Origin of the sequence: Micromonospora sp. NPDC048986 (assembly GCF_040649335.1) — a bacterium.
GTDB classification, from domain to species: Bacteria; Actinomycetota; Actinomycetes; order Mycobacteriales; family Micromonosporaceae; genus Micromonospora; species Micromonospora alfalfae.
Genome location: NZ_JBEZFJ010000001.1, coordinates 431,045 through 454,462 on the forward strand (window position 1 = coordinate 431,045; position 23,418 = coordinate 454,462).

A 23,418-nucleotide genomic window follows, 5' to 3' on the forward strand; every position below is an offset into this window, starting at 1 on the left:
CCGGTTGCCGGCCCCGCGACTACCCTCGTGCCATCGAGACCCAGGTCACCCCGAGGATGAGGAGTCACGGCATGAGCGAGGCATTGGCCAATCTGCTGAACGAGACGCGCCAGTTCCCCCCGCCGGCCGAACTCGCCGCGCACGCCAACGTCACCATCGATGCGTACGCCGAGGCTGAGGCCGACCGGCTGGCCTTCTGGGCGAAGCAGGCCGATCGGCTGGCCTGGTCGAAGAAGTGGGACGAGGTGCTCGACTGGTCGAACCCGCCGTTCGCGAAGTGGTTCGTGGGTGGGCAGCTCAACGTCGCGTACAACTGCCTGGACCGGCACGTCGAGGCGGGCCGGGGCGACAAGGTCGCGATCCACTGGGAGGGCGAGCCGGGCGACACCCGCACCATCACGTACGCGGACCTGCACGAGTTGACCTGCCGGGCGGCGAACGCGCTCACCGACCTGGGGGTGACCGCCGGCGACCGGGTGGCGATCTACCTGCCGATGATCCCGGAGGCGGCGGTGGCCATGTTGGCGTGCGCCCGGATCGGCGCCGCGCACAGTGTGGTCTTCGGTGGCTTCTCCGCCGACTCGTTGAGCAACCGGATCCAGGACGCCAGCGCCAAGGTGGTGATCACCGCTGATGGCGGTTACCGGCGGGGCAAGCCGTCGGCGTTGAAGCCCACTGTGGACGAGGCAGTGGCAAGCTCCCCGTCGGTGGAGCACGTGCTCGTGGTGCGTCGCACCGGCGAGGACGTGGCGTGGTCGGAGAAGGACCACTGGTGGCACGAGACGGTGGAGACCGCGTCGGCCGAGCACACCGCGCAGCCGTTCGACGCCGAGCACCCGCTGTTCATCCTCTACACCAGCGGCACCACGGCCCGCCCGAAGGGCATCCTGCACACCACCGGCGGCTACCTCACCCAGGCGTCGTACACGACGCACGCGGTGTTCGACCTGAAGCCGGAGACGGACGTCTACTGGTGCACTGCCGACATCGGCTGGGTCACCGGGCACTCCTACATCGTGTACGGCCCGCTCTCCAACGGCGCCACCCAGGTGATGTACGAGGGCACTCCGGACACGCCGCACAAGGGCCGGTTCTGGGAGATCATCGACAAGTACGGGGTGAGCATCCTGTACACCGCTCCCACCCTGATCCGGACGATGATGAAGTGGGGCGACGACATCCCGGCGGGCTTCGACCTGTCGTCGCTGCGCCTGTTGGGCAGCGTCGGCGAGCCGATCAACCCGGAGGCCTGGATGTGGTACCGGCAGCACGTCGGCCGGGGCGAGCTGCCGGTGGTGGACACCTGGTGGCAGACCGAGACGGGCGCCATCATGATCTCGCCGTTGCCGGGGGTGACCGCGGCCAAGCCGGGTTCGGCGATGACGCCGCTGCCGGGCATCGTAGCCGACGTGGTGGACGACCAGGGTCAGTCGGTGCCGAACGGTGGTGGCGGCTATCTGGTGCTGCGCGAGCCGTGGCCGTCGATGCTGCGCACCATCTGGGGTGACGACGACAGGTTCATCGACACGTACTGGTCGCGTTTCCAGGGCATGTACTTCGCCGGCGACGGTGCGAAGAAGGACGACGACGGGCACATCTGGCTGCTCGGCCGGGTGGACGACGTGATGCTGGTGTCGGGGCACAACATCTCGACGACCGAGGTGGAGTCGGCGTTGGTGTCGCATCCGTCGGTGGCCGAGGCGGCTGTCGTCGGCGCGACCGACCCGACCACCGGTCAGGCGATCGTCGCGTTCGCCATTCCGCGCGGCAGCACTGACATCGCCGGTGAGGCGGGCGAGCAGCTCATCGCCGACCTGCGCAACCACGTGTCGAAGACGCTGGGCCCGATCGCCAAGCCGCGGCAGATCATGCTGGTGCCGGAGCTGCCAAAGACCCGCTCCGGCAAGATCATGCGCCGGCTGCTGCGGGACGTGGCGGAGAACCGGTCGCTGGGCGACGTGACCACGTTGCAGGACTCCTCGGTGATGGACCTGATCTCTTCGGGGATGAGCGGTACGAAGTCCGACGAGGACTGACGGTAGGCGTACTCATCGGAGGGTGGCGGTTCGTGCGGACCGCCACCCTTCGTCATGTCTTACGGGCACGGTCCGCGCCGGCTCACCACTGTCACATCGGTCGGTCGGAGGAGTCTGGAGAAGCTGAACGGGCACAGGCGTAGATCACCTCTGTCCTTTCGGCCGGTTGTGCTTTAGGTTCACGCAGGTTGGAAGAGTTCGACACACATCGCTTCGATGGTCGGCCACGCCAACGTCCTCCTCCCCATGCCCGAGAAACGGAGCGGCATGAACCACAAACCGCAGTCCAGGGCGCGGCGACGACTACTCGTCGCGCTGCCCGCCATCGCCCTCGCGGCCACGTCACTGACCGTGAGTGGCAGCGCGGCAGCCCAGTCGCCTTCCGGCACCCCCCAGGCGGTGATCGGCGCCGACGAGCACTACATCAACTACGCCGAGCCCGAGGTCCAGCCGGACACCACCGGCCGTGAGGTGAAGGGCAAGGGTGGCATTTACACCCCTGCCGCTGAGTCCGCGCGCGCGTTCGACCGCAAGCACGCCCGGGGCAACCCGGTGACCGCACGGCAACTGGCCAAGGACGAGGCCAAGTCGCTGAAGACGGGTCAGAACCCCCGCAAGTTCAAGAAGGCGCCGACCACCCAGACGGCGAAGCTGCTGACGCTGCTGGTGGAGTTCAACGACAAGGCCAACGACGACTTCACCGGTGTGATGGTCCCCAAGACGGTGTTCGAGGACCGCACCTGCGTCCCCGGCACCGTCCAGAACGGCCCGAAGCACAACAAGATCCCAGACCCGGCGCGCCTGCCCCACGAGGACAACAACTCGATGTGGGTGCCGGACTTCTCGCCGCAGCACTACAACAAGATGCTCTACAGCAAGAAGGGCATCACCGAGCGGGTCCGCACCGACCTGAAGGGCCCGGACGGCAAGAAGGGCATCGACCTGTCCGGTCGCACCATGCACAACATGTACCTGGAGATGTCCAAGAACGCGTACACGGTGGACGGGCAGGCCAGCCCGTGGATCACCGTGCCGCACTCGGAGGGCTGGTACGCGGCCAACCGCTGCTTCCAGGACGAGACCGGCGCGTGGGTTCCCGGCCGTGAGCAGTCGATGAACGGCCACCCGGACAACCCGGCCGGCGCGGGCCGCCTGGCGACCGACGCGATCGACGCGCTCGTCGCGAAGGACCCGAACTTCCCGTGGGCCGACTACGACATCGAGGACCAGGCCGACCGCGACGGCGACGGCAACGTCTTCGAGCCGGACGGCGTGATCGACCACCTGGTGCTGGTGCACGCCGGCCAGGGCAAGTCCCGTGGCGGCGGCGCCGAGGGCGTGTACGCCGTGTGGGCGCACTCCTCCACTGTCGCCGGTGGTTACACGATCCCGGGCACCAACCTGAAGGCGTCGAACTACATCGTGCAGCCGGAGGACGCCGGCGTCGGCGTCTTCGCCCACGAGTTCGGCCACGACCTGGGCCTGCCGGACCTCTACGACACGTCCGGCAACGCCGACTCCGACGTGGACTTCTGGGACCTGATGGCCTCGGGCTCGCACTCCGGTGAGATCTTCCAGGCGCTGCCGACGCACATGGGCATCTGGGACAAGTGGGTGCTCGGTTGGGCCGACCCGCTGACCATCCGCCCCGGGTCGAACCCGCGCGAGGTCAAGCTCGGCCAGACGTCGCGCACCCCGATCGACTCCGAGGACGGCATCAAGGTCGACCTGCCGGACAAGGTGACCACGCTGGCGACCCCGCACAGCGGCACCAAGATGTGGCACAGCAACAACGACCAGGAGTGGGCCGACGTCAAGCTGAGCCGCTCGGTGGACGTGCCGGCGGCAGCCGACTCGAAGTTCTGGATGTGGAACAACTACATCATCGAGGAGGACTGGGACTACGGCTTCGTCGAGCTCTCCACCGACGGCGGTACGACCTGGACCGAGCAGAAGGTGTACGACGAGGGCGGCACGGTGGTCACCACGCCGGACGGCTACCCGGACCCGAACGGCCGGATGAACGACTTCGGCGGCAAGAAGTACGGCTTGACCGGCAGCACCGACGGCTGGCGGCACGACTACGTCGACCTGTCGGCGTACGCCGGGACGACAGTGCAGGTGCGGCTGCGGCTGGCCACCGACGAGGCGTTCGAGGAGCGCAACTGGTTCGTCGACGACTTCTCGGTCACCGGCGGCGGCGCCACCACCTGGAGTGACGACGTCGAGGGCGGCGCGAACGGCTGGACGGCCACCGGCGGCACCTTCGTCGACACCACCGGTGGGGGCTGGAAGGTCTCCAGCGGCACCGAGGTGCACGCCCAGTACTACCTGGCGGAGTGGCGCAACTTCGACGGCTTCGACAAGGGCCTGAAGTACGCCTACGACACCATCTACTCGCACGAGGCGTGGAAGGTCGACCGGATCTCCTACAACGCGCCGGGCATGCTGGTCTGGTACCGGGACACCGCGCTCGGCGACGTCAACCACGTCACCGGGCAGATGACCGCGCTGCCGAGCTACGGCGCGAAGGGCGGGTTGCTCATCGTCGACTCGCACTTCGACCCGTTGCGGCGCACCGGTGAGGCGGCAGTGAAGGACCCGTCGGTGACGGACAACCTGCCGAGCCGTCCGCAGTCGTCCAACGCGGCCTTCACGTTGCAGCGGACGTACCCGTTCACCGAGTGCCTGGAGGCGGCCGACGAGCCGTACAGCGCCTACTGCACGAAGTTCAAGGGGCTGCCGCCGGTGAAGGCGTTCACCGACGCCAAGGGCTACTACCCGGGCATCGAGATGCGCGACGGCGCTGCCTACGCCCGGGACAACGACGCGTCGGTGGTCCTGCCGTCGCGCGACAACGCGCCGTACACCACCCGGGTCACCAACCCGGACGGCAGCCCCGCGCCGGAGTTCTACGGCGTGACCCTGGGCGGCGGCGCGATCGTGTTGGGCACCGGTAACCCCGGCGACCAGGGCGTGAACTACGGCGTCTCGCTGACGATCAAGAAGGCTGCCGGGGACAACTCGTCGGCCATGATCTACGTGACCCCGGCGAAGAAGTAACTGTTTCGCGGATCGACAACTGACTGTGGGGCCGGCGGCGGAGACGCTGCCGGCCCCACTGTCGTATGTGCGATCAGCTTGATCGAAAAATGTCGTTGTATACGTTCGCGTCCGGGTCCACGCTGGTCAGCGTGGCTGATGAACCGGCGGGGTGTGACGGTGAAAAGCGTTCCCAACAAAATCTTGCAACAAATCGACGCGTTCGTCTTCCCACCCGTCCCGCCAGTAACTATGTTCACCAATGGTCCCACTAGTGGGATCGATCTCCCACCGGCCCGTACCCCGTTGGGCCGGTTCCCTCAAACCGGAGGTACCACGTGCGCAAAGTCGCAGTGGGTCTGCTCGGGCTCTCACTGACGGCGACAGGCCTGGCTTTCGGCCCGTCCGCCTCGGCGGCGCCTCAGCCCAAACTGCCGGCAGCAGCACCGGCCGCTGCCGAACCGCAGGCACTGCAGGATGAGCTCCCCGACAAGCTCGAGGAGAAGCGCCGCGCGTTGCGTCAGCAGGGTCTCAGCGATGTGCTGACCGGTCGCAGCAAGCCGATCGAGCGCAACGGAAGCACTGTCGTCAAGGTCGGCGAGGTCGGCAAGGCAGGCGGGGCCGGCGTCAACGCCCGCTCCACCGCTGGCGCGAAGCAGACCAAGGACCAGTACGTCGAGCTCAAGCGCGAGCGGACCGACAAGATCTTCGTGATCCTGGCCGAGTTCGGGGACGAGCGGCACCCGTCCTACCCGGACAAGGACATGAACCCGGACATCGCCGGCCCGGCGACGTTCGAGGGGCCGCTGCACAACAAGATCCCCGAGCCCAACCGGGCCGTGGACAACTCCACCATCTGGCAGCCGGACTTCAGCCCGGAGCACTTCCGCCAGCTCTACTTCGGCACCAACCCGGGCGACGAGTCGCTCAAGCAGTACTACGAGGCACAGTCCTCGGGTCGCTACACCGTCGACGGTGAGGTGACCGACTGGGTCAAGGTCAAGTACAACGAGGCCCGCTACGGGCGCTCCGACGACCCGATCCCGGACCCGGAGCCCGGCCAGGACCCGGACCCGCAGGATGACCGGGCCGTCTGCGCCGACAACGTCTGCCCGAACACCTGGAACCTGATCGCCGACGCCGCCAACCAGTGGGTCGCCGACCAGAAGGCCAAGGGCCGGACGGACGCCCAGATCGCCACCGAGATGAAGTCCTTCGACCAGTGGGACCGGTTCGACTACGACGGCGACGGCGACTTCAACGAGTCGGACGGCTACATCGACCACTTCCAGATCGTCCACTCCGGCGGCGACCAGGCCGACGGTGACCCGCAGCAGGGTGAGGACGCGATCTGGAGCCACCGCTGGTCGGCGTTCAACAGCTCGCCCGTGGGCCCGCCGAACTTCCCGATCGGCGGTACCCAGATCGGCAACACCGGCGTCTGGATCCGCGACTACACGATCCAGCCGGAAAACGGCGGTCGCAGCGTCTTCTACCACGAGTACGGCCACGACCTGGGCCTGCCGGACGACTACGGCCCCGCGGACAACAGCAACGAGCACTGGACCCTGATGGCCCAGAGCCGGCTCGGCGCCAAGAACGACGCCGGCATCGGTGACCGTGGCGGCGACCTCGGGGCGTGGAACAAGTTCCAGCTCGGTTGGCTCGACTACGAGGTGGTCGTGGCCGGGCAGAAGCGCACGTTGGAGCTCGGCCCGCAGGAGTACAACTCGACGAAGGCACAGGCCGTCGTGGTCGTGCTGCCGAAACGGGAGTACACCTTCAACTACGGCGCGCCGTTCGAGGGCTCCAAGCAGTACTTCTCCGGTAACAAGGACAACCTCGACGGCACCATGACGAGGACGTTCGACCTCACCGGTAAGTCAGCGGCGGCGATGTCGCTCAAGGGCAAGTACAGCATCGAAGCCGGCTACGACTACCTCTACTTCGAGGCGTCCACTGACGGCGGTAAGACCTGGACCGACCTGGACGGAACCGCCAACGGTACGCCGATCGGCGTCGATGGCGCGGGGCGTCCGGCCCTCTCCGGCACCAGCAAGGGCGCCTGGGCGGACATCAACATCCCGCTGACCTCGGTCGCCGGGAAGGTGGCACAGGTCCGCCTGCACTACGTCACCGACGGTGGCGTCTCCGAGGGCGGTTTCTTCGGTGACGCGATCACGGTGACCGCCGACGGCCAGACCGTACTCAGCGACGGCGCCGAGACCGACGCGGGTTGGGCGCTCGCCGAGTGGGAGGTCGTTGGTGCCACCTACACCGACGAGTTCGACAACTTCTACATCGCCGGCAACCGCTCGTACGTCTCGTACGACAAGTACCTGAAGACCGGCCCGTACTTCTTCGGCTACGCGAACACCCGCCCGGACTGGGTGGACCACTACGCGTACCAGGAGGGCCTGCTCATCTCGTACTGGAACACCCGTTGGGACGACAACAACACCGCCCCGGCGTCGGCGTCCAACCCGGGTGGTCACCCGGGTGAGGGCCGCAACCTGTACATCGACGCGCACCCGCGCCCGATCTACAACCTCACCGGGGACCCGTGGCGGGCCCGCGTCCAGATGTACGACGCACCGTTCAGCCTGAACAAGGCCGACTCGTTCACCCTGCACCTCAACAGCCAGCCGCAGTACATCCGTGGCCAGGCCGCTGAGCCGCTGTTCGACGACACCAAGAAGTACTTCTACGAGGAGCTGCCGAACCACGGCGTCAAGCTTCCCGCGACCGGTGTCAAGATCAAGGTTCTGGAGCAGGACGGCACCTCGATGAAGATCCGGGTCAGCTGACCACTGATCCCGCACCAACCAGCGACGCCCGGGCAGGTCAACTGCCCGGGCGTCGCGCTTTGTGCGCCACCTCCCGGATGGCCCGGACCGAGTTGGTCGAGCCGGTTCCCCTGGTTCCGGTCCGGGGCAACCCGGGGCTTTCCCCTGTTCAACGCGACCGCCAGGGCCGCCTGCGGCAACCGGGTCATAGGCTGTCTGCCATGACCGACCAGCGCGGCGGGGCCGTCGACGAGTCCTGCGTCCTCACCGAGGGGCCGTGGACGCACCGTTTCGTCGGCGCCAACGGCAGCCGGTTCCACGTGGTCGAGGGCGGCACCGGGCCGATGGTGCTGTTCCTGCACGGCTTTCCGGAGCACTGGTGGGCCTGGCACCAGATGCTGCCGGCGGTCGCCGACGCCGGCTTCCGGGCAGTCGCCGTCGACCTGCGCGGCTACGGGGCCAGCGACAAACCACCCCGGGGGTACGACGGCTACACCCTCGCCGCCGACATCGCCGGGCTGATCCGCGCGCTCGGTGAACGATCCGCGACGATCGTCGGCAGCGGCCTCGGGGGCATGGTGGCCTGGACGGTGGCCTCGTTCCACCCTTCCCTGGTCCGCCGACTCGTGGTGCTGGGGGCACCGCACCCGCTGCGACTGCGCGCCGCCATCTTCGCCGACCCGCGCGGGCAGTTCACCGCCTCCACCCCGGCGTTGAAGTTCCAGCTGCCCCGCTACGAGCACGTCCTGACCCGCGACGGCGCGGCGGCCGTCGGCGAGATCATGCGCCGCTGGGGCGGCCCACAGTGGGTGGACGGGCCGGACTTCGAGGCGTACGCCGAGCGGTGCCGGGAGGCGATGTGCATCCCGCAGGCCGCGTTCTGCGCGTTGGAGGGTTACCGCTGGGCGTTCCGCTCGCTGCTGCGACTGCACGGCTACCGGTTCGTCCGCCTGATGCAGAAGCCACTGTCCACCCCGACCCTGCAACTGCACGGCGCCCTGGACACCGCCTCCCTGCCCCGCACCGCCCTGGGTTCCGGCCGGTACGTCGTCGCCCCCTACGAGTGGCGACTGCTCGACGGGGTGGGGCACTTCCCGCACCTGGAGGCACCGGAGCTGGTGCTCGGCGAAATCCTGCGGTGGGCGAAGACCTGACCGGTCAGACCCGCTGCTCCCGCAGGTCGGTGACCTCGGCAGCGGGCGCCCAGCCCTGGTAGACGCCGAAGTCGAAGACCTCCAGCCGCATCGCCTCGGCCACCGGCCAGCGGCCACCTGTGTACTCCACCCGCAACCAGGCGTCGTGCTCGCCGAGCACTATGAACGGCTGCCCCTTCCAGGTGCAGGTGGTCCGCACGTACGCCAGGTCCTCGATCTCGCTCGCCGGCAGCACCCTGACGTAGCGGCCCGCGCGGACCTCCTCGAAACCCTCGCCCGGCTCGGGCTGGTAGAGGCGAATGTCGTCGCCGTCCGGGCTGGCCTGGTACTCCCGGCCCTGCCAACGGGCCACGTAACCGTCGCGCATCACGCCTCCCCGACCCGTCGCCAGGTGACCGAGTCGGTGTCCAGCTCCGCGACCACCCGCTCGCTGCCGTCCGCGCCGATGCGCCAGAGTTGGGCGCCGTGCGGCAGCCGCGCGCTGTCCACCTTGAACTCCGCCACCACGTCGCTGCTCTCACCCGGGGCGAAGCCGTTGCCCCGGAACGGCGGGCGTTCGATGACCCAGCCCTCCATGGCCCGCATCGCCGGCTCGTTCTGGCCGCCGTACGGGATGCGGTAGAGGCTCGGCCGGTGCGCCGGCCAGCGCAGCACGTAGATCTCCTCGGCGTCCGAGGCGAACGGCGAGCCGGGGTAGCTGAGGCCCAGCGCCTCGTGCAGCTGAGCCGGTGTGGTCAGGTGGGACAGCTCACCGGCCCGGTGCACGAACCCGGACACCCGGTCGTACCCACGATCCAGGTAGTACGCGAGCTGGCTGGGGGCGATCGCCTTCTGCATGACCGTCGGCCGGGTCGGGTCGACCGCTGCGGGGGCGTACCGGGGACGGGCGGCGGGTTCGGCAACGGCCGGCGCTTCCACCTGGTCCACTTCCAGATCGTCCCCGAGCCCCACCTCGGCAGCCCAGTTGGCCAACGCGACGATCTGCTCGCCCGGCAACTTGGCACCCACCGGCGTGCCCGGGTTGACGGCGAACGACCAGTCCTCGTCGGGCCACCGCCGGATCAGTTGGGCGAACTTCACCCGGACCGTGTCGACGTCCCCCTCGACATGGTCGGCAAGGCGCTCCGACGACGTGTAGACCACCACGTACGTCTCGCCGTCGAGCTGCCCGGTACGCCAGACGAAACCGGGATCCCCGGGGCGGCTCCCCCGCACCGAGTCCGGTGCCGCCGGCAGTAGCACCCGGGCCAGCAGCAGGGTGGACAGGAACGTGTCGGTGCTGCCCGAGCCGGCGGCGCTGAGCAGGTCCTCCTCGACAGTGTTGGCCGGCTCGAACTCGACCGGCGGCTCGTCGGCCGGCGGGTGCGGACCGTCGTCAGCGATCACGCTCGCGCCGCCGGCCTGGTCCGTACCGGCCGGGCCGGTTGACGAAACAGCGCTGTCGGCGCGGTCGTCACGAAGCGGGGCGTCGCCACTGTCGTCGGTTCGCGGATCGCCCAGGCCACCGCCGACCTCGGTCGGAGTCACGGGGTGCGGCGCGGACGGGCCCGGGGCGGACTGACCGGGGCTGAACGACGCGGGCCCGGATGGGCTGGAACCGAAGGACGACGGACCGAACAGGCCCGGGTCGGAGGACGTCGAGCCGTACGGTGGCGGGGCGGCCTCGGCGGGGCTGGGCGACGACGGGCCGAACAGGCCCGGACCGGGGGACGTCGAACCGAACGGCGGGGTGGCCTCGGCGGGGCTGGGCCGCCGGGGCGCGTCGACCGGCGCGCTGCTCTCGATCGGGTCGGTGAGGTCGCGGGACTCGATGATGGTGCCCTCGATGACGATGGGCGTGAAGCCGCGGCGCGGCGCGGGCGGCCCGGAGACCGGTTCCGCGACGGACACCGGCAGATCCTCCGTCGGCTCGAACCGGCCCGGTCGGTCCTGGGGAATCGCCTGCGTCTCCTCCGCCGATGGCCGCCCACGCGCACCGGTCAGGGGAGGCTCACCGGTCACCCGGAACGCGCGGGTGGGCTCCTCGGCGAGCGGGTTGTGCCGGCGCGGCGGCAGCGGCTGGGTGATCTCCTCGCCGGATGGCGGCGCGTCCATCCCGCGGGACGCGCCGAGGCCGCCCTCCGGCCGTCGTATCGGCTGGGTGGCGGCCGGGTCCGCCGCCATCGGAAAGGCCCGTGTCTCGTCGGCTGGCGCGTCGGCTGGGCGGCGGCGAGGGAAGGGCTGGCTGCCTCGCCCGAACCGGGTCGGCGGGGCCGCCCGGTCACCGGGGCGTCCTCCGCTCGCGGCCGGGTCGCGGGCCGGGCTGGGGTCGAAGAAGGAACGCCGAGGGGCGGCCTGGGGGCCACCGTTGCCGTTACCCGGGGCGGGGCCGTCGACGTCACCCGGCCGGGTCCCTGCCGGCCAGCCCACGCCCGGCCCAGCCTGGTCGGCGGTGGGGCCGGCGGTCGCCAACGGGGTGAACCGGGACGGCCGGCCGGTGCGGGGCAGTGCTCCGTTGCCCGGGGCGGGCCGGGGCGGTTCGGTCGGGTGCCGCTGACCGGCGGCGGGCAGGTCCTCCTCGCCAGGACGGCGCGGCGGCTCAGCGGAGGCGGGTGGCCGGGGCGCCCAACCTGGCACCGGCGGCTCAGCGGAGGCGGGTGGCCGGGGCGCCGGACCCGGCACCGGCGGGGCACCCACCCGAGGGCCCGGGCTACGCGCGGGCCGTCGGGGTGCGAGCGGAACGCTCTCGGGCGCGGACGGGGCCGCCCCCGACACGGGAGGCGATCCGGCGGCTGGGGCGGCGTCCCGCAGTGGCGTGCCGGGCCGGGTGCGCGCCAACGTCTCGGCCCGCTCCAGGCGGGCGCGGGCACCCATGGCACGGCCGGGCAGTCGCACGTCGCCTCGGGAGAGCTGCGACACGAACCACGCCGGCAGGTAACCCTCGACCGGCAGACCCGGATTGACGGCGAGCCACCACTCGTGGTTGGGCCAACTTGCCGCGAGATCGGCGAAGGGGATGCGTCGGTTGCTGCCGGCGTGATCGCCGAGGCAGGCTCGCAGGGCGGCGGCGGAGGTGAAGGCCAGGACGTGGGTCCGGCCGCCGGTGGTCCAGGTGCCCCATCCGGCGGGTGGCTGGCCGGGCTGCGTCGGCGCGGAGACCGGCAGCAGCACATCGGTGCGGGACAGGAGCCGGAAGTAGAGCTCCTGGTCGTTGGCGCGCAGCGCGTCGCGCATCGCCACCTCGGCCTCCGTGGCCGGCTCCCATGCGGTCACGGCCACCTCCCCTTCCGAGAACAGGCCACAGGTATCGCGTACAACCTACAAGGTGGTACCAAGATCACAATGGCTGGCCGGCGGCGGCCGGCCAGGGACCGGAGGAGGCGATAACATCCCGTTCCGGAGCCGATACGATACGGAGGGTGTCGATGTCCCAATCGATCGCGCGCCCGGTCCTCGCAGGTCTGGCCGCCGGCCTGTTGACCGTACCGGCCCTTCCGACAGTCGCCGCCACCGCCGGGCTCCGGGCGGCGCCGGCCTGCACGACAGCACTCGCCCCCGTCCGGCCGGTCGCGGCCAGGCCCTGGCCACAGCAACGGTACGACCCGGCGCGGCTCGCGCCCCTGGCCACCGGCGCCGGGGTGACGGTCGCGGTGGTCGACTCCGGGGTGGACCGGGTGCACCCGCAGTTGGCTGGGCGGGTGCTGGCCGGCACCGACCTGCTCGACCCCGGCGGGGACGGCGGTCGGGACTGCGCCGGGCACGGCACCGGTGTGGCGAGCATCATCGCCGCGGCACCCCGCCCTGACGTCGCCTTTCGCGGCCTGGCACCGGGGGCCCGAATCCTGCCGGTGCGGGTGAGCGAGCAGCAGGTGGTGCAGGGGCGGGAGTCGGGGCGTACGGTCAGCGCCGACGAGTTCGCCCGGGCCATCAGGTGGGCCGTCGACAATGACGCCGACGTGGTGAACCTGTCCGTGGTGCTGTACGCGGACGACCCCGAGGTCCGTTCGGCGGTGCGGTACGCGGTCGACCGGGACGTGGTGCTGGTGGCCGCCGCCGGCAACCTGCACGACAACGGGGACCCCCGACCGTTCCCCGCCGGCTACGACGGGGTGCTCGGCGTGGGGGCGATCGGGGCGGACGGCGGGCGGGCGACGTTCTCGCAGACCGGCCCGTACGTCGACCTCGTGGCCCCGGGCAGCGAGGTGCTGACCGCCGCGCCCGGTGCCGGCCACCATCGGGTCGAAGGCACCAGTTACGCGGCACCCTTCGTGGCCGCCACCGCCGCGTTGCTGCGGGAATACCGGCCGGAGCTGACCGCTGCCCAGGTGGCGGAGCGGATCATCGCCACCGCCGATCCAGCTCCGGGCGCGGGCCGGGGCGGCGGGTACGGCGCCGGGGTGTTGAACCCCTACCGGGCGGTCACCGAGACCAGTGGCGGCCGTGTGACCGGCGCGCGGCCGGTCGCAGCGCTCGCCGACGATCGGGCCGACCCGGCGCAGCTCGCCCGCCAGGCCCGTCGGGCCGCCGCACGGGACCGAGCCCTGCTGATCGGCGCGGTGGCCGGCATGACAGCGGTGACAGTGGCGCTGCTCGCCCTGCTGGCGCCCCGGGGCGCCCGTCGACGCTGGCGCCCGGCCGACCCGGCCTGAGCCCACCTGCGCACGGCCTGAGCCCACCGACGCGTGGCCTGAGCCCAGCTGCGCACGGCCTGACGCCGCCGACGTGCGGCCTGAGCCCGCCCGCGTGCGGCCCTGACCGCTGGCCGGCTGCGGGCGGGGCGCTGGCCCGGACACGGTCAGCGCTCCCGGCCCACATCGCTCACTGGAACAGCCCGGTGTTCTTCTTCTCGGTGTCCAGATAGTCGGTAGCGGAGTCGTTCACCGCCAACCTGATGTCACGCAACATCCCCTGCAGGTCCTGCGAGGCCGAACGCCACCGCGCCTGCCGCTGCTCGTAGGCCTGCCGTGCGTCGCCGGTCCAGCTCGCCACCAGCGGGGCGGCGTCGCGTTCGAGTTGGCCGAGTTGCGCGTCGAGGGTGTTCAACGCCTTCTGAATGTCAGCGCCGGCCTGCTGCAGCGCGGCGAAGTTGACGACCAGCACACCATGGTCCATCGGATTCCCTCCCCAGCGAGATCAGAGCGGCAACTGGATGCCGCCGCGGTTGGTGCCGGCCACCCGGCTGGCCACCTCGTCGTCGGACGCGTGGTACTGCCGACCGGCGGTGCGGATCGCACCGGCGGTCTCGCGCAGCGCGCGGTGCAGCGCCGCCTGGTCCTGTGACCACTGCTGCTTGACCTGCTCGAACGACCGGCCACCAGCGCCACGCCAGGCCTGCTGCAACACCTCCAGCTCGGCCAGCAGGCCGGTCAGCATGGACTGCAACGACTGGTCCACCTGCTCGAACTTCGCGGCAGTCTGCTGCATCACCGCTGCTTCTGCCTTGGTTTGGGACATCCGGACGTCACCTCGTCTCTCGGATCGCACCTGGCCGTCGACGCGCCCACCCCCGGGGCGACGCGTCGTCGCTTGGCCCGGTCGTCGAGCACTGAGACCCGGGTCAGCGAAGGACTTCGTGGCTGACGGTAGCGACCTCGTAGCGGTTCTGCTACCCCGCCGGCTTCCCCTGTGGACAACCGAGGCGGCCATCGGTCGCTTACGATGTGCCGCAGCCACGTCGCGGCGCGTGACGGGCCGCCGGAGGGCGGCCGGCCGCCCGACCCGGTCCCCACTGGTCGAGGAGGCACGGTGCCGGCGATCACCACCGGAGGGCCGCACCCACCGACCCCGGTCGGGCCCGAGGCAGGCGCCTTCCCACTGGTGGGCGGGCCCGGCCGATCCACCGACCGCAGTCCGGGGCCTGTCGATCAGCGCACCCCCCGTCGCCGGTCGCCGGCGGCCCACTGGGTCGCACTCAGCCGTCGTGCGGCTGCCCGGGTGCGAGCCGGCCAACTGGTCACCGCGCAGGTCGCGGCGGCGCTCGTGCTCGTCGCCCTCGGCCGACCCGCACCGGTCGTCGCGGCGGCCGTGCTGGTGGCCGTGCTGCTGGTGGCCGCCGCCTGGGTGCCGGTGCGGGGGCGGTGGCTGTTCGAGTGGCTGGGCACCGCCATCGGGCACCTCAGCCGTCGGCGGCGGTTGACCGGGCCGGCCGACCCGGCCGAACTGCTCGACCTGGTCGCCCCGGGCACCGTGGTCCGCTCGACCGAGTTGACCGGCGGGCCGGCGGCCGTCCTGGAGGACACCACCGGCATGGTCGCGCTCCTGGAGCTCGGCGACCCCGGCGACCTGCTGGGCGACGTGTCCCAGGCGATCCCCGCCCCGGCCGCGTTGCTCCCCCCGACCGGTCCGGACCAACCCCCGCTGCTGGTCCAACTGCTGCTCGCCGGTACGCCGGCGCCGGTGCCGAGCGCCGGTGGCACTGTCGGCACGTCGTACCGGCAGCTCACCGACGGGCGGCTCGCCGGGCGCGAGCGGGCGGTGGTGGCGGTCCGGGTGCTGCGGACGAACGGTTGGTCCGAGGAGGACCTGCGCCGGGTCCTCTCCGGCACGGTCCGCCGAATCGTCCGCCGGCTCGGGCCGTTGGCCGCGCGGCCGCTCGGGGTGCCGGCGGCGCTGCGCGTCCTGGGCGAGCTGGCCCACCACGAGGGCGAGCCGGTCCGGGAGTCCTGGCCGGCGATCCGGTCCGGCACTCTCGTCCAGGCCACCTTCCGTCTGCTCGACGTGGGCGCTGCGGCTGGACGTCGCCTGGTACCCCGCCTGCTCGCGCTGCCGGCGACGGCCACGACGGTGTCGATCTGCTCAGGCCCGTCGCCGACGATGTCGACGTCGTCGGGTCCGGCGGCGGCCGGCGGAGTGCCGACCGAGCTGACCGTACGCCTTGCCGCCGGGACGACGGCCGAGTTGGCGGCGGCCAGCGAGGCGCTGACCCGCCTGGTGACCGACCTGGGCGGAGGGCTGCGACGACTCGACGGCGCCCACCTGGGCGGGCTGGCCAGCACGCTGCCGTTGGCGCTGGCGGCGCCCGGGGCGCAGCCCCGCCCACCGGCGGCCGGGGCGCGACCCGGCCCGGCCGTGGACGACTGGGAGCTGTCGGTGGGCGACGCGGGAATGATGGTCGGCACCAACCGGCACGGCCGCGCCGTCACCGTGCGACTGTTCCGGCCGGAGAGCACCCGCGTCCTGCTGGTCGGCGGGGTACGGGCGGCCCAGCTGGTGGCCCTGCGCGCCCTGGCACTCGGCGCCCTGGTGGTGGTGCAGACCGCCCGGCCACGCGCCTGGGAACCGTTCATCCGAGGGGTTGGCGCGCCGGGCGGCACCATCCCGCTGCTCCCTCCCGGTCGGGCGGTCGCCGACGGGGTGGGCACCGCGCTGCGTCCGTTGCTTCTGATCGTCGACGCCGGGCCGGTGGCGGCCGAGGCCGCGCCGGGCCCGCCGTGGCGGGCCACGCTTGTGGTACGAGACGAGCTGACCCCGGCCGATGTGGACGCGTTGAGCCGCGCCGACCTGGCGTTGCTCCAGCCACTGTCGTCCGCCGAGGCCACCCTGGCCGGAGCCGCGCTGGGGCTGGGCGGCTCGGCCGAGTGGCTGACCCGGATCCGGGAGGACATGGTGGCGGTGGTCAACCGGCGGGCGCTGCGTTGGGCACTGCTCTCCCCCACGCCGATCGAGGCGCAACTGATCGGGCCGCCGACGCGCGGCTGATCCACCCGGACGGCCAGCTGGCGGGTTACGTCGGTGCGGTGTCCGTGGCACGATCCCCGCCATGGGTTTTCTGAAGGGTCTGCTGATTCGGCTGGCCAGCACAGCTCTCGCTTTCTGGCTGGCCACGCTCCTCATCCCGGGCATCTCCCTGGATTCGAACTCGGCCACCGAGACGGTGACCACGCTGCTCCTGGTGGCGGTGATCTTCGGCGTGGTCAACGCGGTTCTCCAGCCGATCATCAAGACCGTCGGTTGTGGCTTCTACCTGCTGACCCTGGGTCTCATCGCCCTGGTGGTGAACGGGCTGCTCTTCCTGCTCACCAGCTGGATCGCCGACCAGGCCGGGCTGCCGTTCTCGGTGGACGGTTTCTGGCCGGCGGCCGTGCTCGGCGCCCTCTTCGTGAGCATCGTGACCTGGATCCTCGGCGCCGTCCTCGACCGGGACTGACCGCCGACCAGCCAGCACCGACCCGGTTCGTCCGGGGCTCCGACCTCGGTCGGGGCCCCGGCGGGCCGATGACCAGAGTTCGGGAATGTGGCGGCCGGACTCCCCGTCTCGGCGGTTAGCGTCGCTGCATGTTCTCGCTGACCTCCCCCGACGGCCACCTGCTCAGCACCGATCCGGCGCGGATCGACCTGGACCTGGTGCACCACTGGTTGTCCACCGACGCGTACTGGGCTCTCGGACGAGACCGGGAGACCACCGAGCGGTCGTTCGCCGGCTCACTGCCGTTCGGCATCTACCGGCCGGAGGACGGCCGCCAGGTCGCTGTGGCCCGGGTGGTCACTGACGGTGCCACCTTCGCCTGGCTCTGCGACGTGTACGTCGACCGGCCTGCCCGGGGTCGCGGGCTGGGCGGATGGCTGGCCGGCGCGGTCCGCGACCACCTGGCCGAGCTTGGCGTACGCCGGATCCTGCTCTGCACCAACGACGCGCACCAGGTGTACGCGGGGGTGGGGTTCACCCCGCTGGACGCACCGCAACGGTGGATGCAGCTGGACCGGCGACCCCCGGTGACGCCGATCACCGGAAAGGAACAAAGCAGCACTACGCCCCTTACGGTGGAAGCGTGACGCCACTCCGTCTGGGATACCTCTACGGCCTCGGCGCGTACCTGCTCTGGGGTTTCTTTCCGCTCTACCTGAAGCTGCTGCGACCCGCCGGCCCGCTGGAGATCCTGGCCCACCGGATCGTCTGGTCGGTGCTCTTCGTGGCCCTGCTGCTGGCGGCGCTGCGCAACGTCGGCTTCCTGCGGGCGCTACTGCGCCGGCCCTGGGCGGTGGCGGGGATCGTCGCCGCCGCCGCGCTGATCGCTGTCAACTGGGGCACCTACATCTACGGGGTCAACTCCGACCGGGTGGTGGAGACAGCGCTCGGCTACTTCATCAACCCGCTGGTCGTGGTGCTGCTCGGGGTGACGGTGCTGCGCGAGCGGCTACGCCCGGCGCAGTGGGTGGCGCTGGGGATCGGCGCGTCGGCGGTAATGGTGCTCACCGTGGACTACGGCCGGCTGCCCTGGCTGGCGTTGACCCTGGCGTTCAGCTTCGCCGGCTACGGCCTGGTGAAGAAGCGGCTCGGGCTGCCGGCGGCGGAGGGGCTGTTCGTCGAGTCGGCGGTGCTGGCGTTGCCGGCGCTGGGCTACCTGGGTTGGCTGACGGCGAAGGCCGACCTGACCTTCGGGCACGTCTCGGCCGGGCACACCGCGCTGCTGGTGCTGGCCGGCGCGGCCACGGCGATTCCGCTGCTGCTGTTCGCCGGGGCTGCCAACCGGCTGCCCCTGAGCAGCCTCGGCATGGTCCAGTACCTGGCGCCGATCCTTCAGCTCGGCTGCGGGGTGCTGATCTTCCACGAGCCGATGCCGCCGGCCCGGCTGGTCGGCTTCGCGTTGGTCTGGCTGGCCCTGATCGTCTTCACCGCCGACGCCGTCCGAACCTCCCGCCGCACCCGCCAGTCCCACCAACCCACCAACGTCCCCGCCCCTCTCCCCACCCCCTGACCCGCGATCTTGCAGTTTCGGTCGTCGATACGCCTGCCATGCCCCTTTTGCCAGGGCAGAAAGTGCAAGATCGCGGAGGACCGGGTGGGGCGTGGGTGGGTGGGTTAGGGGACGGCGTAGGTCAGGAGGGGCGTGCCGTCGGCTTTCTGCAACTCCACGCTCACCAGTTCGGCGTCGGTGAACCTCGTCGCGCCGGTGAAGCTGAGGTCGTCGCCGGGGGCTGCCAGCCAGGAGCCGATCTGCTCGGTGGCGCCGTTCGGGCCGCGCGCCACCAGCCGGAACGGGTACGCCTTGCCGTAGCTCGCCCGCGCGTCGTACCCGCACCGCATCTTCACCTCGGTGCCCCACTTGGTGCCGGTCAGCCCGAGGTCGGCGTGCACCGGCCCGGCGGCGGCCACCGGTCTCATGGCCACCATCGACACCTGCGGGGCCGGATTGCCCTGCGCGCCGGGCGGGTCGACCGGTCGAGGCAGCGCCACGGCGGTACCCACACCGACCAGCAGCGCCAGTCCGGCGGCGGCCAGTGTGGTCAGTGCGTACCGTCGCCGGTCCGCGGCGCGTTCCCGACGACGGCGCTGGCGGGCCTCGTCGAGCAACGCGGGCACCCGGGGCGGGGCCGGCGGCGGCAGGATCTGCTCCAACCCCGCCGGGTCGAGGCGCCCGAGGAGGCCGGGCAGGACGGCGATCTCGGCGACCGCCTCCCGACACGAGGCGCAACCGCCGAGGTGCCGCTCGTAGGCCGCCCGCTCGGCGGGGGCCAGGGCGCCCAGCACGTACGCGCCGTCGTCGTACGCGAACTCGCACCGGGTCATCCCGTCACCCCCATCTCGGCCAGGACCAACCGTAGAGACCGCAGCGCGTAGTGGGTGCGGGATTTCACGGTCCCTGGCGGTACGCCCAGGCGGGACGCCGCTTCGGCCACCGACCGCCCCTGGTAGAAACACTCGACCAGCACCTCCCGGTGGGTCGGGCTGAGCCGGTTCAGGGCCTCGGCGACGGTCCACGCCTCCACCGCCCGTTCGGCCTCGTCGATCACCTCGGGCGGTTCGGGCAGATCGTCGGTGAACACCTCGCCGACCCGGGTGGATCGCCGCCGCCAGGCGTCGATGGCAAGGTTGCGGGCGGTGGTGAACAGCCAGGACCGCACCGATCCGCGCCTCGGGTCGAGTGACTCCGGATGTCGCCAGGCCCGCAGGAGCGTCTCCTGTACCAGGTCCTCGGCCCGCTGCCGGTCCCCGTTGACCAGCCGCAGGGCGTGGGCGTACAGCGCCTCCGCGTGCTCGTCGTGCAGCGCGCGCAGCAGTTGGGCGTCGTGGTCGCTGATGGCGGTCTCCCTCGCTTCCGGCGCGCGTCCGGCGGTGCGTCCGCTCGGGAATACGTGCTGTCACGCCGATCGGTTCAGCCCGAGGTCAGACCGGTTGCGTGTCGGTTGCCATCGACGAAGGTGTTCACGCCTGGTTCACATCGCGGCCGACGAGCGCTCACCACGTCCTCCTAGCGTCCGGCTGGTACGCCGCCTGTCGTGCCACCGACTTCTCTGGAGGCCTCCCCCATGAGCGACCGCCCCCGGCTGCTCCCCCTGTTGGACGGCACCCGCCATGGCACCCGTGATGCCATGACCTGCCTGTACCGGTGCGGAAACGCGTGTGACCACCCGGTCCCGAACACCTCCGACAACGCGTACTTCGGTGACGTGGTGAAGGCCGAGGTGTCGCGGCGTGGCGTGGTCCGGGCCGGCGCGGTCGGCGCGCTGGTGCTCGGTTTCGGCGGCGCGGCAGCCGGCGCGCTCGCCGGGGCGGCCCCGGCGATGGCCACCCCGACCGCCCCGGACGTCCCGGAGAACTTCGGGTTCGGCCGTCCCGGCACCGGGGTCGGCAGCGGCGCGCTGACCTTCAAGCCGATCCCACCGAACAAGCTGGACACCCTGGTCGTGCCGAACGGCTACGACCACGCCGTGGTGATCAAGTGGGGCGACCCGGTGCTGCCGGGCGCGCCGGAGTTCAACCTGCACCACCAGACCGCCGCCGCGCAGTCCAAGCAGTTCGGTTACAACAACGACTTCGTGGGCGTGCTGCCGCTGGACAAGCAGGGCAAGCGGGCGCTGCTCGTGGTCAACCACGAGTACACGAACGAGGACCTGATGTTCCCGGGCTTCCCCGGCCTGGACGGGCTCTCGGTGGAGCAGCTGCGCACCGCCATGGCCGCGCACGGCATGTCAGTGGTGGAGCTTGAGCGGGTGGCGGGCACCGGGCAGTGGAAGCCGGTCGGCAAGGGCCCGCGGCCGTACAACCGGCGGGTCACCGCCCTGAGCACCAAGTTCGACCTGACCGGCCCGGCCGCCGGTTCGGCCTGGCTGAAGACCGCCGCCGACCCCAGGGGCCGCACCGCCGTCGGCACACTGAACAACTGCGCCGGTGGCGTGACCCCGTGGGGCACTGTGCTCTCCGGCGAGGAGAACTTCAACCAGTACTTCGTCGGCGCCGACGCCGTCCCGGCCGAGCTGAAGCCGAAGCTGGACCGTTACGGCATCAGCACCGCCAGCCGCTACCCCAGCGGCAGCCGCAGGTGGGAGCGCGCGGACGAGCGCTTCGACCTGGCGAAGCACCCCAACGAGGCGCACCGGTTCGGCTGGGTCGTCGAGATCGACCCGTTCGACCCGGAGAGCCGCCCGCGCAAGCACACCGCGATGGGCCGGTTCAAGCACGAGGGCGCCAACGTGATCGTCGCGAAGGACGGCCACGTGGTCGCGTACATGGGCGACGACGAGCGGTTCGACTACCTCTACAAGTTCGTCTCGGACAAGAAGTTCATGGCTGGCAACTCCTGGGCTGCCCGCAAGCACAACCTCACCCTGCTGGAGTCCGGCACGCTCTACGTGGCGAAGCTCGACCAGAGCAGCGCCGCCGAGATCGACGGCACCGGCAAGCTCCCCACCGACGGCGCGTTCAACGGTCGGGGCCGCTGGATCAGGCTGGTCAGCGGGAACCGGTCGTTCGTCGACGGGATGACCGCCGCGGACGTGCTCACCTTCACCCGGCTCGCCGGTGACAAGGTCGGCGCGACCAAGATGGACCGCCCCGAGGACGTCGAGCCGAGCCTGCTCACCGGCAAGGTGTACGTGGCGCTGACCAACAACACCAACCGGGGCGTCGGCAGCAACCCGAAGGCCGACGAGGCCAACCCCCGCACCGCCAACAAGCACGGGCAGATCCTGGAGCTGGTCGAGGACCGCAACGACAACACCTCGGAAACCTTCGCCTGGTCGCTGCCGATCGTCTGCGGCGACCCGACCGACCCGTCGACCTTCTTCGCCGGGTACGACAAGACCAAGGTCTCCCCGATCTCCTGCCCGGACAACGTCGCCTTCGACGCCACCGGCAACCTCTGGATCTCCACCGACGGCAATGCGCTGGGCAGCAACGACGGCCTGTTCGCCACCGCCGTGGAGGGTCCGGAGCGGGGTCACCTCAAGCAGTTCCTCACAGTGCCGCTCGGCGCGGAGACCTGCGGCCCGTTCATCACCGAAGACAACCGCTCGGTCTTCGTCGCCGTGCAGCACCCGGGCGAGATCACCGGGGCCTCGGTGGAGAACCCGGCCTCGAACTGGCCGGACGGCGACTACGCCAAGCCGGGCGTGGTGGTCACCTGGCGTCTCGACGGCGGCCCGGTGGGCAGCTGACACAGCACCCGCGGCGAAGCGGCCGCTGACGTTGCACCCGCCGCCCGGTGGGTCGCCGACGTTGCTCCGGCGGTCCGGCGCTCGACCGCCCCGAGAGGCCCTCTCCCAGCCCGGGAGAGGGCCTCTCGGCGGTCAGTTGTCGGTGGCGATGCCGTCGGCCACGCCACGGGCCACTGTGAGCAGCTTGGCGCGTACCACCCGGGCGGAGGTCATCATCTCGCTGGCCGGCAACGCGCAGGCCAGCACGACGCGGCGTTCCATGTCCTTGTCCGGCGCGACGAGCACCGCGGCGCAGGCCACCCCCTGGCGGAACTGCCCCATCTCCAGTTGCATGCCGCGCCGGTCGCCGGCCGCCAGGTCGGCCTCGAAACTCTCGGTGGTGGTCAGCGTGGCGGTGGTGAACGGGCGCATGCCGTACTCGCGCAGGTAGCGGTAGCGCTGGTCGGCCGTCAGGGTGGCGAGCAACGACTTGCCGAGCGCTGTGGCGTGCGCCCCCTCGTCGAAGCCGGGGACCAGATCCTCCAGGTAGGGCGAGCGGTGCCCCTCGGCGACAGCGGTGAGGGCCACCTGACCGCCGACGAACCGGCCGAGGTAGTGGCTGTAGCCGGTGTCCAGGGCGGCCCGCCGCAGCGTCTCACCGACCGCCGGCGGGCCTCGGAACGCCGTCACCAGCTCCCGGTACCGGTCGGCCACCTCCAACCCCACTATGTACGTGCCGTCCTCGCGACGGATCACGTAGCCCTCGTAGGCGAGGGTGCGGACCAGGTGGTAGGTGGTGGCCACCGTCAGCTCGCAGCGCCGGGCGATCTGCTTGACGGTCAGGCCCTTCGGGGCGCGACCGACCGACTCCAGCACCCGTAGCGCTCGGGACACGCTGCGAATCAGGTCCGAAGGTTCTGCCAAGGGGTCGCGCACAACCACCTCCGCCGCCGGGGACTTACACCATATGAAAAACAGGCCCGGTGCGAAATGCCTGTTCGGGTCGAGGATGCCAGATCACCATCCACAGCTTGTGCCCCGCCGGTCACCAGGAGTGCTGTGAGCGGG

17 protein-coding genes are annotated in these 23,418 nt (G+C 71.1%); 10 read left to right on the forward strand and 7 right to left on the reverse strand.

From position 1 onward, the window contains the following. The first annotated feature begins 71 nt into the window (after positions 1-71). From acs to AB0B94_RS02000, 4 genes are all read left to right on the forward strand, one after another. Positions 72-2,036, forward strand: coding sequence for an acetate--CoA ligase (gene acs / locus AB0B94_RS01985; protein ID WP_357267369.1), 1,965 nt, complete (start codon positions 72-74; stop codon positions 2,034-2,036). 267 nt (positions 2,037-2,303) lie between these two features. Then, positions 2,304-5,099 carry an immune inhibitor A domain-containing protein gene (locus tag AB0B94_RS01990; protein ID WP_357267372.1) on the forward strand — a complete coding sequence of 932 codons (2,796 nt, stop codon included), beginning with the start codon at positions 2,304-2,306 and terminating at the stop codon, positions 5,097-5,099. Between the two features lie 332 nt (positions 5,100-5,431). Continuing rightward, positions 5,432-7,885, forward strand: coding sequence for an immune inhibitor A domain-containing protein (locus tag AB0B94_RS01995; RefSeq protein WP_357268383.1), 2,454 nt, complete (start codon positions 5,432-5,434; stop codon positions 7,883-7,885). A 200-nt stretch (positions 7,886-8,085) separates the two neighbouring features. Further along, positions 8,086-9,018, forward strand: coding sequence for an alpha/beta hydrolase (locus AB0B94_RS02000; RefSeq protein ID WP_357267375.1), 933 nt, complete (start codon positions 8,086-8,088; stop codon positions 9,016-9,018). A gap of 4 nt (positions 9,019-9,022) precedes the next feature. Here AB0B94_RS02000 and AB0B94_RS02005 read toward each other — a convergent pair whose 3' ends face one another. Both AB0B94_RS02005 and AB0B94_RS02010 read right to left on the reverse strand, forming a co-directional pair. Beyond that, positions 9,023-9,388, reverse strand: a complete 366-nt coding sequence (locus AB0B94_RS02005) for a hypothetical protein (protein ID WP_030334177.1) — start codon at positions 9,386-9,388, stop codon at positions 9,023-9,025. Next, positions 9,385-12,270: an SseB family protein gene (locus AB0B94_RS02010; RefSeq protein WP_357267378.1), complete on the reverse strand. Its 2,886-nt coding sequence runs from the start codon at positions 12,268-12,270 to the stop codon at positions 9,385-9,387. The genes AB0B94_RS02005 and AB0B94_RS02010 overlap by 4 nt, the downstream gene beginning before the upstream one ends. A 152-nt stretch (positions 12,271-12,422) precedes the next feature. Between AB0B94_RS02010 and mycP the strand changes: the two genes are divergently transcribed. Further along, a complete protein-coding gene (gene mycP, locus AB0B94_RS02015) occupies positions 12,423-13,646 on the forward strand; it encodes a type VII secretion-associated serine protease mycosin (protein ID WP_357267381.1) in 1,224 nt (407 codons plus the stop codon). Between the two features lie 169 nt (positions 13,647-13,815). Here the strand turns inward: mycP and AB0B94_RS02020 are convergent, their stop codons facing one another. Both AB0B94_RS02020 and AB0B94_RS02025 read right to left on the reverse strand, forming a co-directional pair. Continuing rightward, positions 13,816-14,109: a WXG100 family type VII secretion target gene (locus tag AB0B94_RS02020; protein WP_238668772.1), complete on the reverse strand. Its 294-nt coding sequence runs from the start codon at positions 14,107-14,109 to the stop codon at positions 13,816-13,818. Between the two features lie 21 nt (positions 14,110-14,130). Further along, positions 14,131-14,451, reverse strand: a complete 321-nt coding sequence (locus AB0B94_RS02025) for a WXG100 family type VII secretion target (RefSeq protein ID WP_091395516.1) — start codon at positions 14,449-14,451, stop codon at positions 14,131-14,133. Positions 14,452-14,931: 480 nt separating this feature from the next. Between AB0B94_RS02025 and eccE the strand changes: the two genes are divergently transcribed. From eccE to rarD, 4 genes are all read left to right on the forward strand, one after another. Next, positions 14,932-16,695 carry a type VII secretion protein EccE gene (eccE, locus tag AB0B94_RS02030; RefSeq protein WP_357267385.1) on the forward strand — a complete coding sequence of 588 codons (1,764 nt, stop codon included), beginning with the start codon at positions 14,932-14,934 and terminating at the stop codon, positions 16,693-16,695. A gap of 61 nt (positions 16,696-16,756) precedes the next feature. Beyond that, positions 16,757-17,143, forward strand: coding sequence for a phage holin family protein (locus AB0B94_RS02035; protein WP_091395522.1), 387 nt, complete (start codon positions 16,757-16,759; stop codon positions 17,141-17,143). Positions 17,144-17,271: 128 nt separating this feature from the next. After that, positions 17,272-17,769, forward strand: a complete 498-nt coding sequence (locus AB0B94_RS02040) for a GNAT family N-acetyltransferase (protein WP_357267388.1) — start codon at positions 17,272-17,274, stop codon at positions 17,767-17,769. After that, complete coding sequence (gene rarD, locus AB0B94_RS02045) at positions 17,766-18,692, forward strand: EamA family transporter RarD (protein ID WP_357267391.1); 927 nt, start codon at positions 17,766-17,768, stop codon at positions 18,690-18,692. The genes AB0B94_RS02040 and rarD overlap by 4 nt, the downstream gene beginning before the upstream one ends. Positions 18,693-18,796: 104 nt before the next feature. Here rarD and AB0B94_RS02050 read toward each other — a convergent pair whose 3' ends face one another. Together AB0B94_RS02050 and AB0B94_RS02055 are read right to left on the reverse strand one after the other, a co-directional pair. Continuing rightward, positions 18,797-19,504 (reverse strand): zf-HC2 domain-containing protein, encoded by a 708-nt coding sequence (locus AB0B94_RS02050; protein ID WP_357267393.1) that lies wholly within the window; start codon positions 19,502-19,504, stop codon positions 18,797-18,799. Then, positions 19,501-19,995 carry a sigma-70 family RNA polymerase sigma factor gene (locus AB0B94_RS02055; RefSeq protein WP_030334158.1) on the reverse strand — a complete coding sequence of 165 codons (495 nt, stop codon included), beginning with the start codon at positions 19,993-19,995 and terminating at the stop codon, positions 19,501-19,503. The genes AB0B94_RS02050 and AB0B94_RS02055 overlap by 4 nt, the downstream gene beginning before the upstream one ends. Positions 19,996-20,244: 249 nt before the next feature. Between AB0B94_RS02055 and AB0B94_RS02060 the strand changes: the two genes are divergently transcribed. Continuing rightward, a complete protein-coding gene (locus AB0B94_RS02060; protein WP_357267397.1) occupies positions 20,245-22,371 on the forward strand; it encodes a PhoX family phosphatase in 2,127 nt (708 codons plus the stop codon). A 132-nt stretch (positions 22,372-22,503) separates the two neighbouring features. On the opposite strand, the gene AB0B94_RS02065 is transcribed toward AB0B94_RS02060, so the two are convergent. After that, positions 22,504-23,286: an IclR family transcriptional regulator C-terminal domain-containing protein gene (locus AB0B94_RS02065; protein ID WP_357267400.1), complete on the reverse strand. Its 783-nt coding sequence runs from the start codon at positions 23,284-23,286 to the stop codon at positions 22,504-22,506. Positions 23,287-23,418 lie beyond the last annotated feature (132 nt).